The following is a 14,763-nucleotide window of genomic DNA, read 5'->3' on the forward strand; positions in this document are numbered from 1 at the left end:
CTGATTCGTTTAAATGTGGAATAACAAAGGGCAAGGCTAAACCTAGCCTTACCCTTACATTGCAACTATTGAGTTGTTATTAAAACATATATTGGAAAGATACTGACGCAACGTCCATTTCTGGGTCGATATCATCATCTAATTCGTAACGCTCATACTCTAAACGCACTTGCATATTGGTTGTGAAAGCATATTCAATACCTGCACCATAAAATACGTCACCACCGTCTTGTGATACGCTAATGCTGCCTACTGGTAGTTCTTGAGTTAAATCAGCATCCCATTCGAACCAACCGCCTTTTGCATAGATAGAAAAATTTTCAGTGATTGGCGCTGCAAAACGCGCTGCTAGTGATACCCCATCAATTTCTGCTTTACTGTCTATGTCACTCACTTCATCAAAATTTTGATAGGCAAGTTCAAGGCTTATATGTTCATTAAATTGAGTACCGATATAACCTTTTAACATTTGCGCGTCGTCATCGAAATCGGTGTCGTTTTCGCTATCTTCAAACTGAAATGAATATTGGCCGTAACCAATACCCGTATAAATACGTGGAGAGTCCATGTCGGTAACATCTGCCTGTGCTGCTGAATTAAAACCCAGTGTTGCTAAAGCAAGTGCAGAAAGAGAAAGTGTTTTAATCATTGTATAGCTCCTTTAAAAAATAAAATCTAATGTTCGATAGATTCATCAAACGTCGATTTACTTATTGCAGTGAACATGCCAATAATTTTTTTGTTTAATATTTGCTCTTAAAGTGTATTTATTGAACTTTTTTGGTGGTTTAAGTACGCAAAACATCCAGCTGTTAAGCGTACTGTTAATTTGTAAAAAATAAAAATTGTAGAATTTACAGCTTGCTGTAGTTTATACATACCTGCAAAAGGTACCGAATTAGACTTGATAAAGTAAGTTTTCTGTTTCTATCGCTATTTGTTTCATTTTAATGGCATAATTTTCTAGCTTTTTATCTTCGTCAGTAACAGATGTGAATTCAGGAACGGCAACAGGGTAACCGGTCTCATCCATAGCAACAAAACTTATTACACAATGATTAGTTTCAACTAAGTTTTGGGTTTTAGGGTCGCCACAGCGTACTTGTATGAAAATTTGCATACTGGTTTTACCTGTGTGTGCAATTTTGGCTTCCACTTCAACAATTTGGCCAACCAAAATAGGGCGGCTAAACTTAACGCCCGCAACCGATACGGTTACGCAGTAATGACCGCTCCAACCTGCAGCACAGGCATAGCCTGCTTGGTCAATCCACTTCATGACCACACCACCATGCACCTTACCACCAAAATTTACATCGGTAGGCTCTGCTAAAAAACGAAAAATTACACTCGACGACGCCATAACATACTCTCATTTATTCATATTACTTAACAGCATAGCGCAAAAAAGGGGCCGAAGCCCCTGCAATTTAGGATAAGTTTATAATTTCTTTAGAAAGGTTGTTACATATTGGGGTAGTTAGGACCGCCGGCACCTTCAGGAGTGACCCAGGTGATATTTTGGCTCGGATCTTTAATATCACAGGTTTTACAATGCACACAGTTTTGCGCATTGATCACGAAGGCTTGCTCGCCTTCGACTTCTTGTACTTCATAAACGCCGGCAGGGCAGTATCGCTGTGCAGGTTCATCAAATTTAACTAAATTTACCTTAATCGGAACTGATGCATCTTTAAGTTTCAAATGACACGGCTGCGATTCTTCATGATTAGTGTTTGATAAAAATACCGAAGAAAGCTTATCAAAGCTGAGTTTGCCATCAGGCTTCGGATAGGCAATCTTTTGAGCTTGATCAGCGTCTTTCAAAGTGGCGTGATCGGGTACGTTATCTTTAAAACTAAACGGTAGGGCACCCTTAAATATGTTTTGATCAAGGGTGTTATACGCACCGCCTGCAAATTTGCCTAAGGTATGCATAGCGGGGCCAAAGTTACGAGATTGATACAGCTCTTTATACGCCCATGATTTTTTAAACTCAGCGGTGTACTGAGTTAAATCCGTGTTAGCTAAATCGTTTTGTAGCGCATTAAAAATCACCTCAGCGGCTATCATGCCTGACTTCATAGCCGTATGATTACCTTTAATTTTTGCAAAATTTAGGGTGCCTGCATCACAACCCACTAACAAGCCACCCGGGAAATGCATTTTAGGCAAAGAGTATAAACCGCCTTTGGCAATGGCGCGCGCACCATAAGCAATACGCTCACCCCCTTCAAGGGTTTTTTTAAATACCGGGTGGTGTTTTAAACGCTGAAACTCATCAAATGGGCTTAAATGTGGATTTGAATAATTTAAATCAACAATTAAACCAACCACCACTTGGTTGTTTTCGCTATGATACATAAAAGCACCACCGCCAGTATCGCCACTCAATGGCCAACCGGTTCCGTGAACTACTTTACCAAGCTGATGTTTAGATTCATCTACTTGCCAAATTTCTTTAAAGCCTAAACCGTAATGCTGTGGCGAGCTTTCATCGTCTAAAGCAAACTGATTGATCAGTTGCTTACCTAAATGGCCGCGACAGCCTTCAGCAAATACCGTGTATTTAGCACGTAACTCCATACCCGGCATGTAACCGTCTTTTTCGTCGCCGTTTTTATCCAGCCCCATATCACCGGTAATAATGCCTTTAACAACATCATCTTCAATAATAAGTGAATGAGCACTAAAGCCTGGAAATATTTCAACGCCCAAGTTTTCTGCTTGCTCAGCAAGCCAACGACATACATTCCCCATAGAAACAATGTAGTTACCGTTATTATGAAATGTGTTAGGGGTTGCAAAATGAGGTATAGAGGTTGCCTTTTGTTCGTTATTAAACCAATAAATTTCATCGCTTTGGACTTTAGTCGTAACAGGCGCGCCCAATTCTTGCCAGTTTGGCAGTAGTTCATCCAATGCTTTGGTTTCAAAAACAGCACCTGATAATACATGCGCGCCCACTTCAGAGCCTTTTTCAACCACACAAATCATGCACTCTTGTTGTTTTTCTTGTGCTTGCTGCGCGAGTTTAATTGCTGTTGAGAGCCCAGCAGGGCCTGCCCCTACAACAACAACATCAAATTCCATGGTTTCGCGTTCAATCATAATAACCTCTTTATCTATGACGGACTTACTCTTGCCCTATAGGCAAAAAGTAAGCTAAGCAACCTGTTATTTTGTGATGCAAATTAAACGTTACAGGTTGTGAATAGTTTAAGGTTATTTTAGGTTGACGTTTACGTCAACAGGAAGTAGTCTGATTTCATAAAATAAATAGGTTGACGTATACGTTAGCTTATAGGTTTAAATAATTATGGAGTCCCTATGAAAGTTCTCGTACCAATAAAAAGAGTGATTGATTACAACGTAAAAGCTCGCGTTAAACCTGATAACAGCGGTGTTGATTTAACAAACGTAAAAATGGCAATGAACCCATTTTGTGAAATTGCGGTAGAAGAAGCGATTCGTTTAAAAGAAGCGGGTACTGCAAGCGAAGTGGTTGTTGTGACTATTGGCGCTAAAGCATCACAAGAGCAATTACGCACAGCACTTGCCCTTGGCGCTGATAAAGCGATTCATGTTGAAACCGAGCAAAACCTAGAGTCTCTTCATATTGCAAAGTTACTTGCGAAAGTGGTTGAGCAAGAATCTCCTGAGCTCGTTATTTTAGGCAAGCAATCTATCGATTCTGATAATAATCAAACGGGCCAAATGCTCGCTGCATTAACTAATCGCGGCCAAGGTACATTTGCTTCAAAAGTGGTTATTGAAAATGGCAAAGTGAATGTAACCCGCGAAGTTGATGGCGGTTTGCAAACTGTTGCACTTAATTTACCAGCGATTGTAACCACCGATTTACGTTTAAACGAGCCACGTTATGCGTCGCTACCTAATATCATGAAAGCCAAACGTAAACCGCTAGAAGTTATTGCGGCTGATTCGTTAGGTGTCGATTTAACACCGCGTATTGAAGTCGTTCGTGTAGAAGAACCAGCAAAACGCAGCGGCGGCATTATTGTTGAAGACGTTGCACAGCTTGTGGAAAAACTTAAAACAGAGGCAAAGGTGATTTAAATGAAAACTCTTGTAATTGCAGAGCACGATAACGGTGCCTTAAAACCAGAAACCTCAAAAACCATTAACGCCGCTAAAAAATTAGGCTTTGATGTCGATGTATTGTTAGCTGGCATAAACTTAGGTACGATGAGTGAGTCACTTGCGAGCATTGAGGGTGTTACAAATGTATTACTTGCAGATAACGCGGTGTACGAGCATCAACTTGCCGAAAGCATGACAGATTTAGTGTTATCACTTGCAGATGAGTACAGCCATATTGTGGCAAGTGCCACAACGACAGGTAAAAACTTTATGCCGCGTGTTGCCGCATTATTAGATGTTGCACAAATTTCAGAAATTATTGCTGTTATTGACGCAGACACGTTTAAACGCCCAATCTATGCGGGAAATGCCATAGCAACGGTTAAATCACTCGATAATAAAAAAGTGATCACCGTGCGTGCAAGTAGCTTTGATTTACAAGGCGAACAAGCGCCAGCTAATGTCACAACCTTAGATACGGTCTCTGATTCACAGTTAAGTAGCTTTGTTAGTGTTGAGCAAACCGAATCTGAACGCCCAGAGCTCACTGCAGCTGATGTGGTTATTTCAGGTGGTCGAGGTATGCAAAATGGTGAAAACTTTGCACTTCTTAATGGTATTGCCGATAAGCTGGGGGCTGCAATTGGCGCTTCACGTGCAGCGGTTGACGCAGGCTTTGTTCCTAATGATATGCAAGTAGGTCAAACAGGTAAAATTGTTGCGCCTAATTTATACATAGCGGTAGGTATAAGTGGTGCTATTCAGCATTTAGCTGGCATGAAAGATTCAAAAATTATTGTGGCCATTAATAAAGACCCAGATGCGCCAATATTCCAAGTGGCTGATTACGGTTTAGTTGCTGATTTATTTGATGTATTACCTGAGCTTGAACAAGCTTTATAAAGTTTAATAACCACAGCATAATATAAAGTTAAATATTCTGATTTAAAGCCGCCGTTTCATTATTGATTCTGCGGCTTTTTTCATTAAAAAAACCAACAGCACAGCTAATGCAAGCCAAGTGTTACGGCTGATAAAACGAGCAGCAATTATTTTTGCTATTGGCTTAGCGTTAAATATTTACCCCTTTACCACGAGCATTGAAAACTTGAGAATACTGGGTGTATTACAGCGAATAGGCATTGCCTATATTTTAGCGTCTATCTGTGTATTGTTACTCAATAGGCGAGGGGTGATCAGCTTATCGGTTGTTATTTTAATTACATATTGGTTACTGCTTTTAAGTGTTGGTTCTAATAATGCCTATACACTAGAGAATAACTTGGATAGAAGGGTTTATATAGCGGTGTTAGGTGAACCGCATTTGTGGTGAAGTAAAGGATTAGCGTTTGATCCAGAAGGGCTTTTGAGCACCTTACCTAGTGTCGTGAGTGTTTTATTTGGCTTTTAGGTTACCCGCCTACTTACCAGCTCTAGCAGTCAATGGACAAGTATTAAGCGTTTGTTGTTAATCGGGGTTGTCGGTATTGCTCTAGAGCAATTAGGCTCGCTGATTATGCCAATTAATAAACCGCTTTGGACCAGTACCTTTGTTATTTACACCTCAGGGATTGCCTGTATTGTACTGGCCTTTTTTGTGTGGCTTTGCGACATAGTAAAACCCGAACGTCTTGTTAATCCATTAATTGTGTATGGCTCGAATCCTTTGTTTTTTTATGTGTTATCGGGTGTGTGGGTACTGAGCTATTCACTAGTTAATATTGGCGAGCTAAACTTGGGGGGGGGGATGTATGAGCAACTCGCTTTAGTTATGAGTGCTAAATTGGCATAGTTCACCTTTGCTTTATTACATGTTATAGGCTTTTAGTTAATGTCAAATATGCTTTATAAACGCAAGATATTTATAAAGATTTAGATAAAGACAATAAAAAACCAACCCTTAGGTTGGTTTTTTATTTAACGTTACAAAGCGTGGCTTAGTACGTTGCGCTGCCTTTAGTACGTGGGAATGCAATCACATCACGTACGTTACCCATACCGGTAACATAAGCAACTAAGCGCTCAAACCCTAAACCAAAGCCAGAGTGTGGCACGCTACCGTATTTACGTAGGTCGCGGTACCAGCTGTAGTCTTCTTTATTTAAGCCCATTTCGTCAAGGCGTGCATCTAATACATCAAGACGCTCTTCACGTTGTGAACCACCAATGATCTCACCAATACCAGGTGCCACTACGTCCATAGCCGCAACAGTTTTACCGTCTTCGTTTTGACGCATGTAAAATGCTTTAATATCGCGCGGGTAGTTTTTAATAACAACCGGTGCTTTAAAGTGTTCTTCTGCTAAGTAACGCTCGTGCTCAGACTGTAAATCTACACCCCATTCAACAGCGTACTCAAATTTCTTGCCACATGCTTTTAGAATTTCTACAGCATCTGTGTAATCAACTTGTGCGAAGTCTTTTTCAACAAATTCTTCTAAACGGCTAATCGCAGTTTTTTCGATACGTTGAGCAAAAAACTCCATATCGTCACGGCGTTCTTCTAATACCGCTTTAAACACGTACTTAAGCATGTTTTCAGCCAATTTTGCGATATCTTCTAAATCAGCAAACGCAACTTCTGGCTCTACCATCCAAAATTCAGCTAAGTGGCGAGATGTATTTGAATTCTCTGCACGGAACGTAGGGCCAAAGGTGTAAATTTTAGACATAGCTGATGCATATGTTTCACCGTTTAGCTGGCCAGATACCGTTAGGAATGCTTCTTTACCAAAAAAGTCTTCGCTGTAATCAATTTCGCCTTTATCTGTCATTGGCAGGTTTTGCATATCAAGGGTTGATACGCGGAACATTTCACCCGCACCTTCACAGTCACTGGCTGTGATGATTGGTGTACTGATCCAGTAAAAGCCTTGCTCATGGTAAAAACGATGAATCGCTTGCGCTAAACAGTTACGTACACGCGTTACTGCGCCAATCATATTGGTGCGCGGGCGAAGGTGAGCGTGCTCACGTAAATATTCAATGCTGTGGCGCTTAGCCGACATTGGGTAAGTATCTGGATTTTCAACCCAACCTAACACAGTCACTGAATTAGCTTGAATTTCGAAAGATTGACCTTGTCCTGCAGATTGCACTAATACACCGGTAACCGACACAGAACAGCCTGCTGTTAAGCTTGTAACTTCATCATAATTATTCAGTGAATTAGGAACTACCGCTTGAATAGGATCAAAACACGAACCGTCATGAACGGCTAAAAATGATATTCCTGCTTTTGAATCGCGGCGTGTACGGATCCAGCCTTTAATGGTTACTTGGCTGTCTACCGCAACATTGCCTTTTAATAGCTCTGAAATCGCTAAATGGCTCATCTTCACTCCAATGATATAAGTTGCCTAACTATATAAATTAATTGTGCGTTACTCATGCATTTATGTATGTAAGGTCACTGCACTTGAACCTTGTATAATACCTAGTAAAGTAAAATAAAAAAACTGTTGTGGGCAACTCTTTAAAAGTTTTTAGTCACGCGCGGTTTTTTTAACCAGTTTTTAGAGTTAAATGGCTACTATTACCATTTGTTACTCTGAAAATTCATCAATTTGTGGCATTATTAGTAATCAAACCGAATTAACGTTTACCATTAATAAAAAATGGATGCTATGAAACAAGTTTTTATTTTACGAGGACTGCCAGGCAGTGGTAAGTCATATTATGCGCAAAATCTCGCTGACGAATTATCGGGCGCAGATGAAAGCAATTATTTTATTTGCTCAACAGATGATTACTTTGTAAACGAGCAGGGTGAATATCATTTCGATAAGTTTAAATTATCGCAATATCATAACCTAAACCTAGCACGTTTTATTAACGCGTTAGCACAAGGTATTGAACTGGTTATTGTTGATAACACTAACATTAAAAAATGGGAATTCATTGCCTATTCGCAAGCAGCGATAGCTTTAGGGTATCAAGTAAAAGAAGTGATTGTTGGTGAAGTAAAAGACAAATCAATGCAACACTTATATGCCAAGCGCAATAGTCATAACATACCGCTTAAAACCATTAGTAAAATGGCTTACATGTTTGAGTGGTAATTATTAAATTTTAGCTAAAACGTCTATATCAGCGTGGGTAATGGCATCTAAATGAGCGGCAATTTTTTCACTGCTCTAGCCCCACCATGCAATTGCTAAAAGTTGATTGATAGTTGTTTCATCAAAACGCTTTTTTATTGCTTTTGCAGGGTTACCGCCAACAATGCTATAGGCAGGTACATCATTGGTTACCACAGATTTACTCGCTATGATGGCGCCGCTGCCAATTTTTACCCCCGGCATAATAGTGGCGTTGTAACCAATCCATACATCATTACCTATTTCAGTATTGCCCTTGAAAGGTAAGTCACTTTGTTGAGGTGCAGACTTTTCCTAACCGTTACCAAATATAAAAAATGGATAAGAAGAAAAGCCGGAGGTTTGATGGTTAGCCCCATTTATTATAAAAGTAACGTCTTTAGCTATGGCGCAAAACTTACCTATGATGAGACGATCCCCAATAAAATCGAAATGATAAAGGACATTTTTTCAAAATGTTCAGGCCCATCAGGGTCGTCGTAATAGGTGTAATCACCCACTTCTATATCAGGTGACTCAATAAAGTTTTTTAAATAACCTACTTGAGGAAAACCGTCCATAGGTGATGGATTGTTTGGATTTGGTCCGTTCATGGTTTCCTCTCAAGTAAGATAAATACGCTACTAGCTTTTAAATGCCGCCAATGGGTGAGATGTACTGAGCGAAACATGTACCTTGTCACCTGGGTGTACAACCACCTCATGGCTTACTCGGCTAGTTACTACGGTTTCGCATGCAAGTTTAACCGCGCATAAACGGCTACCGCCTTCAAAGCGTACCCAAATTACTTCACCATTATTACCAATACTGCTTTGTACTAATAATACATCATCTGGACGAAGTAAAACTTCTACCTCACCAGTGTCACAATCAATGCCGTTTGCAGGCACATTACCAATGACGGTAAGCGCTTGGCCGTTATTTAGGGTTCCTTTTATAAAGCTGGCTTCACCTAAAAAGCGCGCAACAAAGCGGTTGTTTGGGGTACTAAAACACTGCTCTGGGGTGTCAATTTGTTGTATTTTACCGCCTTTTAAAACACCCACACGATCGCCCACCGAAAGCGCTTCTTCTTGATCGTGCGTTACCCAAATTGCCGGTACACCAGCTTCTTTTAATGCGTTGCGGATATCCCAACGCAACATATCTTTTAAGGCAGCATCAAGGTTAGATAACGGCTCATCAAGTAATACAAAGTCAGGTTGGTGGGCAAGGGTACGCGCTAATGCTACGCGTTGCTTTTGCCCGCCTGACAGTGTGGCTGGTTTTTTATGCCTAAATGCATCTAAACCAAGAAGTTTTAGCCAGTGATCGGCAGGGCTGGTGTCTTTAAGTTTAAAACATACGTTTTGCTCAACTGTTAAATGAGGGAACAACGCAAAGTCTTGAAACACCATACCTACGCTGCGTTTTTCAGGCGCCACAGTATGCTTTGGTGTCGCTGTCCATTTAGCTACTTTAATTTCACCCTCACTAATTGGTAAAAGCCCCGCTAACGCTTGTAAAATAGTACTTTTTCCGCAACCTGTTGGACCAACAAGCATTAATATTTCGCTTTCACCTAAGGTGAAATTTAAATCGCTAACAACACGGTTACTGCCATAATCTATAGACAACTGACTTACAGATAGCATTTTTTATAAATCCTTAATGTTCAAACTGGTTGCGTTTTTCGCCAGACATCATAATAGCTAAAGCACCCGCAGAAATCACTACCAACAATAAGCCAGGAATAGCAGCACGGCCAAAATAACCGGCTTCGTAAACACGCCATAAGTAGGTAGATAGCGTTTCAAAGCCAGTGGGGCCTAATAAAAGTGTGGCTTCTAATTCACGCATTGACTCTAAAAAGACCAAGGCGCCACCTGCAATAATACCACGCATAGTTAGGGGTAAAGTAATACGCGTAAAGGCTTCGCGCGGGCTTGCGCCTAATACCCGCGCTGATTTTACCAAGCTTGGGTCAAGATGCTCGGTGCTGGTACGCACAGAACCTACCGCAAGTGGTAAAAAACGTAGCATATAAGCAATAATCAATAAGCCCAGCGTTTGATATAAAAAGGGTAGTTGTAAGCCGCCATACACAAGCGCTGTGCCCATAACAATACCCGGAATACCAAAACCAAAGTAAGTAACACGTTCCATTATTTTACCAGCCTTACCACTTAAAGCCGCATGGGCAACCGGAATGGCAACAATAACTGTAACAATAGCGGCAATGGCTGAAGCGTAAGTTGAATGCCAGGCAATACTAAAATCAAACGAGCTAAAGCCATCACGCACTAACCACAAAGTAAATACTGCTAAAGGTAGGCCAATAGCGAGTAACAAAATAGGTGCAAAGGTGGCAAACATAGCGCCTAGTTGCCATTTTTTAGGGAATAAAATAAGCGAACGACCTTGACGCTCTGAGGCGGTTTTTATTTGTGATTCAATCATTAATAAAAAGCCAACAATCACCATCAGTTGCAGTGATAACATAGCCGCACGGCTTAAGGCAAAAGCATTATATTCCACATAAATAACACGGGTAAACGTATCTAAGCGCATCATTGCGGGAGTACCAAAGTCAGATAAGGTATATAGTGCAACCAATAACGACCCTGCAGCAATGCCATTTACTACGCGGGGTAAAATAACTTTAAATACGCTTTGCGTCATTGACATACCCAGCGTTCGAGCAGCGTTGACCATACTGGCATCTAAACTAAGTAAAGACGAACGGGTAGTCATCATAACAAACGGAAAAGTATACAAGGTCATGACAATGGCGGCTCCCGTTAAGCCATACATAGAAGGGGTTTCAAAACCAAGTAAGTTGTTTATTTCACCGCCAGGACCAAATGCAGCATAAAGCGTAAAAGCGCCAATGTAACTGGGAATAGCAAGCGGGGCTGCAAACACCACCAGCCAAAACTTTTTAAACGGTAACTGCACATAGGCGCTAATGAATGCTAAGGGCACACCAATTAAAATTGAACCTAATACAGTTAATCCCATTAACGACAGGGTATTGCCTAAAATAGTTAAATTATGGCTATCAAAAAAAGAGCTTGCGTCAGAGGCAAGCGTAATTAAAACAAAAATAGGGGTCAGGGTCACTAGCGCTGCAAGCAGCGCCATTGGGTAAGATGTAGGTATTCGCATTATAAAACGCCGCTGCTGCGCATTAAATCTATAGTTGGGCGTAAATCAGCCAACTGGGTTAAATCAATTTTAGGTGGCGAAATACTGGTTAACTTTGGCAATCCATCGGGTTGAGTAATGCCATTAACCAGTGGGATTTCATAGGCTTCGCTTGCTAAATAACTTTGCACTTCAATGCTAAGTAAATAGCGCATAAAGTTGATTGCCAGTGGGTCGTCAGATAACGATAAAATACCTGAAGCGTTAACTAAACAGCCAGCATCATTTTGCGTAAAGGCTAAATCAAGTTTTGCATCGGGCTTACCTGATTTTAAGCGCAGCGTGTAGTAATGATTAGCAAAACCAATGTCTACTTCACCACGTTCAACGCCCATTACCACACCGAGTTCACCGGCGTAGGTTTTAGATCGTTTTTTAACTTTTTTGAGCCACTTAGCCGTTTTATCATCACCTTCTAAAAGCCGCATAGCAGTAATAAACGATTGAAAAGAAGCATAAGCAGGCGCCCAACCAATACTTAAATCACTGTCGGCAATGTCCATAATGCTCGTTGGAATTTGCTCTTTGGTTAAGCGATCGGTATTAAAGGGTAAAGTACGAATACGGCCAGTAACAGGTGCCCATTCATCATATCTAAATTGTGGCTGTAATTGCGCTGATAAATCACTCGGCATGGGCTTGGCAAGACCGGCATCGGTAACTAAACCAATTGCCCCAGAGTCGACTGCCCAAAATAAGTCGGCACGTTTAACCCCTGCATTTGCTTCGGCAACAATGGTGTTGGCAAGCGCTGCGGTAGGGCCGCGACGAATGGCAAGGTCAAGATCAGGGTTCTTTTTTTGAATGGCTTGTAATACGTTTTCGTATAAGCCACCTTCACCACGGCCTAAATAAAGCGTCAATGCACCTTTTAGTTTAGGCAATGTATCAACAGACACGGGGTTTGCAATAGCAATATCAGCGGCAAAAGCGCGTGAAAGCGATAGCGGTAAAGCACCCGCTACCCCTAACGCAGCTAAGCCTTGAATAAAGGTTCTGCGTTTCACTTAAAATACATCCTTACGTGCTTTTTCTGCTTTTTCAATCAGCGTTTGAGCGCGGCTTAGTTTGGTTTGCATATCAACAACCACATCACGAACTTCATCAACACTTTTATTATTAGAAATTGCTTGTGGAAGTGTGACGTTAAAGTCTTTTTCTAGGATTTCTACTAACTTCGCGTCTTGCTCAATTAGTGTACCTTCAACACCTTCAAATAAATGTAGGTAAGTGTCGTGCACTATGTTGGTGGCTTCATCGCTTAAACGTTCTGCGTATTTAGCGACCACTCGGTCTAATTTATGTTTAATTTCGTCGATAGTCGCGCTTTGCGTCATTTCTTTGGTTGCTGTTGCTTTAACGCTATCTAATAACCCTTTTTGTTGAAACTTAGCTGCCAGTTTAACTGCGCCTAATCCTTGCCATAGGGCATTATTCATTGCTTGTTGTTGTTTGCGTACTTCTGACGCTGGTTTTTTATTATCGATAGCCATTTTTATGCCATACAAACCTTGCCAAATAGAGGCATAGACAGGCACGTAATTAGTTTCTATGGCGCTGTGGAATTTAACTGACTCCCAGTACTCAACCAAATCATCACTATTGACTGCTTTTGCGCCTTTTTTCTCGTAATCGCTTACCATGGTATCGACTTTAGAGATCATCCATTCAACGTCTTCATTGTAAGTTTTTAAATTAGCTTGAAGGTGATTAACATGCTCACCAATAGGGCCATTAGCAAGTGCCGGTTGTGCAAAAATCGCAGAGGCGAGTAAAAAACTTGCACTTAATGTCTTGGCAGGCTTAAGTAATATTTTCATAGCAAGTGAGTCCATAAATGTTATTGTAAATGATAGGCATTATCATATCCCTAAAGATCACTCAGATCAACACACTAAATGACAGGTCAGGGCTAAAAATACCAATGTTTTGGGACGAATAGGCAGCAAACTAATTATTTGTATAAATTTTAACGTAATCCTTGATGATAGTTAACCTATCTATACGTAATGTTTACCTTTTATGGCGTTATAAATAGCATCACATAAAGCGCGAATACTGTTTTTGTCACTTATATACGGTGGCATTAGATAAATTAGCTTACCAAAGGGGCGTATCCATACTCCTTGAGATACAAAATAAGCCTGAATTTTAGCGACATCAATGCTACCAGCCTCTTCTGTAAGCTCTACTACGCCAATAGCTCCTAAAGTACGTACATTCGCCACGGTGCTGAGCGCTTGGCATTTATGCAGCTGCTGTAATTGAGTATTTATTTCGCTGATATGGTGTTGCCAGTTTTGGCTTAGTAATAAATCAATACTGGCGCAGGCAACAGCGCAGGCAAGGGGATTTCCCATAAATGTAGGTCCGTGCATCAAAACCCCAGCTTCTCCTTCGCTGATCCCTGTGGCTATTTTGTCGCTAGTTATGGTTGCCGAAAGTGTCATTGCGCCACCAGTCAGCGCTTTACCTATACACAGTATATCGGGCTCTATATTGGCATGCTCTACAGCAAACAATTTGCCGGTGCGGCCAAATCCGGTGGCAATTTCATCGCAAATAAGCAGCACATTATATTGAGTGCATAGTTTACGCACACAGGCTAAATACTCAGGATGATAAAAATTCATCCCCCCGGCGTTTTGCACTATAGGTTCAATAATAAACGCGGCGACTTGCTGGTGGTACTTTAAAAAATAGCTTTCGAGTTCATCAGCCTCAGCTTGATTAAACGCACTATTAAATTGGCTAATAGGGGCTGGCACAAAAATATGCTCAGGCAAAAAACCAGCGTATAAATTATGCATAGAATTAATAGGATCGCACACACTCATCGCTGCAAATGTATCGCCATGGTAACCTTTGAACGGAGTCATTAATTTTTGTTTTGTTGTAACCCCTTGGCTTAACCAATATTGCAGCGCCATTTTTATCGCTACTTCCACACTTACTGAGCCACTGTCGGCTAAAAACACCTTTGTTAATCCCTCTGGCGTTATCGCTACCAGCTTTTTACAGAGCTCTACTGCCGGCTGGTGGGTTATGCCACCAAACATTACATGGCTCATTTTATCTATCTGGGCGTGCATCGCTTCATTTAAAACCGGATGGTTATAGCCGTGAATAGCACTCCACCATGAGGCCATACCGTCAATAAGTTGTTCCCCCGTTTCTAAGTAAATAAGGTTGTGATTTGCATGCGTAACGGGGTAAACCGGAATAGGTTGAGTCATTGAGGTGTAGGGGTGCCAAATGTGCTGACGATCAAAATCAAGGTCTATCGTTTGTTTTTTGTTCATATGTAAACTTTAACTAAGTGGGCTTCGTTGACAATGGTACGGCAATACGTATTCTAAGCCAATAACACCAA

14 protein-coding genes and 1 pseudogene are annotated in these 14,763 nt (G+C 41.0%); 5 read left to right on the forward strand and 10 right to left on the reverse strand.

What is annotated here, in order from left to right:
• Positions 1 to 79: 79 nt before the first annotated feature.
• The 3 genes from MTN97_RS08340 to MTN97_RS08350 all read right to left on the reverse strand — a co-directional run bounded on the left by MTN97_RS08340 (position 80) and on the right by MTN97_RS08350 (position 3,111).
• Positions 80 to 649 carry an outer membrane beta-barrel protein gene (locus MTN97_RS08340; RefSeq protein ID WP_248474153.1) on the reverse strand — a complete coding sequence of 190 codons (570 nt, stop codon included), beginning with the start codon at positions 647 to 649 and terminating at the stop codon, positions 80 to 82.
• A 249-nt stretch (positions 650 to 898) separates the two neighbouring features.
• Positions 899 to 1,363 (reverse strand): acyl-CoA thioesterase, encoded by a 465-nt coding sequence (locus MTN97_RS08345; protein WP_024602547.1) that lies wholly within the window; start codon positions 1,361 to 1,363, stop codon positions 899 to 901.
• A gap of 101 nt (positions 1,364 to 1,464) precedes the next feature.
• A complete protein-coding gene (locus MTN97_RS08350) occupies positions 1,465 to 3,111 on the reverse strand; it encodes an electron transfer flavoprotein-ubiquinone oxidoreductase (protein ID WP_248474154.1) in 1,647 nt (548 codons plus the stop codon).
• A 219-nt stretch (positions 3,112 to 3,330) separates the two neighbouring features.
• Here MTN97_RS08350 and MTN97_RS08355 point away from each other — a divergent pair, with 219 nt between their 5' ends.
• The 4 genes from MTN97_RS08355 to MTN97_RS08370 all read left to right on the forward strand — a co-directional run bounded on the left by MTN97_RS08355 (position 3,331) and on the right by MTN97_RS08370 (position 5,896).
• A complete protein-coding gene (locus MTN97_RS08355; protein WP_013464986.1) occupies positions 3,331 to 4,080 on the forward strand; it encodes an electron transfer flavoprotein subunit beta/FixA family protein in 750 nt (249 codons plus the stop codon).
• Complete coding sequence (locus MTN97_RS08360; RefSeq protein ID WP_248474155.1) at positions 4,081 to 5,007, forward strand: electron transfer flavoprotein subunit alpha/FixB family protein; 927 nt, start codon at positions 4,081 to 4,083, stop codon at positions 5,005 to 5,007.
• A 118-nt stretch (positions 5,008 to 5,125) separates the two neighbouring features.
• Positions 5,126 to 5,437, forward strand: coding sequence for a hypothetical protein (locus tag MTN97_RS08365; RefSeq protein WP_248474156.1), 312 nt, complete (start codon positions 5,126 to 5,128; stop codon positions 5,435 to 5,437).
• Positions 5,438 to 5,566: 129 nt separating this feature from the next.
• Positions 5,567 to 5,896, forward strand: coding sequence for a hypothetical protein (locus MTN97_RS08370; protein ID WP_248474157.1), 330 nt, complete (start codon positions 5,567 to 5,569; stop codon positions 5,894 to 5,896).
• Between the two features lie 145 nt (positions 5,897 to 6,041).
• Here the strand turns inward: MTN97_RS08370 and asnS are convergent, their stop codons facing one another.
• Complete coding sequence (gene asnS, locus MTN97_RS08375; RefSeq protein WP_013464983.1) at positions 6,042 to 7,439, reverse strand: asparagine--tRNA ligase; 1,398 nt, start codon at positions 7,437 to 7,439, stop codon at positions 6,042 to 6,044.
• A 291-nt stretch (positions 7,440 to 7,730) separates the two neighbouring features.
• On the opposite strand from asnS, the gene MTN97_RS08380 reads away from it, so the two are divergent.
• A complete protein-coding gene (locus MTN97_RS08380; RefSeq protein WP_013464982.1) occupies positions 7,731 to 8,165 on the forward strand; it encodes an AAA family ATPase in 435 nt (144 codons plus the stop codon).
• A gap of 3 nt (positions 8,166 to 8,168) precedes the next feature.
• Here the strand turns inward: MTN97_RS08380 and MTN97_RS17900 are convergent.
• The 6 genes and pseudogenes from MTN97_RS17900 to bioA all read right to left on the reverse strand — a co-directional run bounded on the left by MTN97_RS17900 (position 8,169) and on the right by bioA (position 14,692).
• Positions 8,169 to 8,797: pseudogene (locus tag MTN97_RS17900) on the reverse strand (CatB-related O-acetyltransferase).
• 30 nt (positions 8,798 to 8,827) lie between these two features.
• Positions 8,828 to 9,838 carry an ABC transporter ATP-binding protein gene (locus MTN97_RS08395; RefSeq protein WP_248474159.1) on the reverse strand — a complete coding sequence of 337 codons (1,011 nt, stop codon included), beginning with the start codon at positions 9,836 to 9,838 and terminating at the stop codon, positions 8,828 to 8,830.
• Positions 9,839 to 9,851: 13 nt separating this feature from the next.
• Entirely contained in the window at positions 9,852 to 11,351 is a 1,500-nt protein-coding gene (locus MTN97_RS08400; RefSeq protein ID WP_036982834.1) for an iron ABC transporter permease, read from the reverse strand.
• Positions 11,351 to 12,397: an extracellular solute-binding protein gene (locus MTN97_RS08405; protein ID WP_036982831.1), complete on the reverse strand. Its 1,047-nt coding sequence runs from the start codon at positions 12,395 to 12,397 to the stop codon at positions 11,351 to 11,353. The genes MTN97_RS08400 and MTN97_RS08405 overlap by 1 nt, the downstream gene beginning before the upstream one ends.
• Positions 12,398 to 13,210, reverse strand: a complete 813-nt coding sequence (locus MTN97_RS08410) for a hypothetical protein (protein WP_036983462.1) — start codon at positions 13,208 to 13,210, stop codon at positions 12,398 to 12,400.
• Between the two features lie 180 nt (positions 13,211 to 13,390).
• The gene (gene bioA / locus MTN97_RS08415; RefSeq protein ID WP_248474161.1) at positions 13,391 to 14,692 is read right to left on the reverse strand and encodes an adenosylmethionine--8-amino-7-oxononanoate transaminase; all 1,302 of its coding nucleotides are present in this window, start codon (positions 14,690 to 14,692) and stop codon (positions 13,391 to 13,393) included.
• Positions 14,693 to 14,763: the final 71 nt, after the last annotated feature.

Origin of the sequence: Pseudoalteromonas sp. 2CM36K, from assembly GCF_023161865.1 — a bacterium.
GTDB classification, from domain to species: domain Bacteria; phylum Pseudomonadota; class Gammaproteobacteria; order Enterobacterales; family Alteromonadaceae; genus Pseudoalteromonas; species Pseudoalteromonas tetraodonis.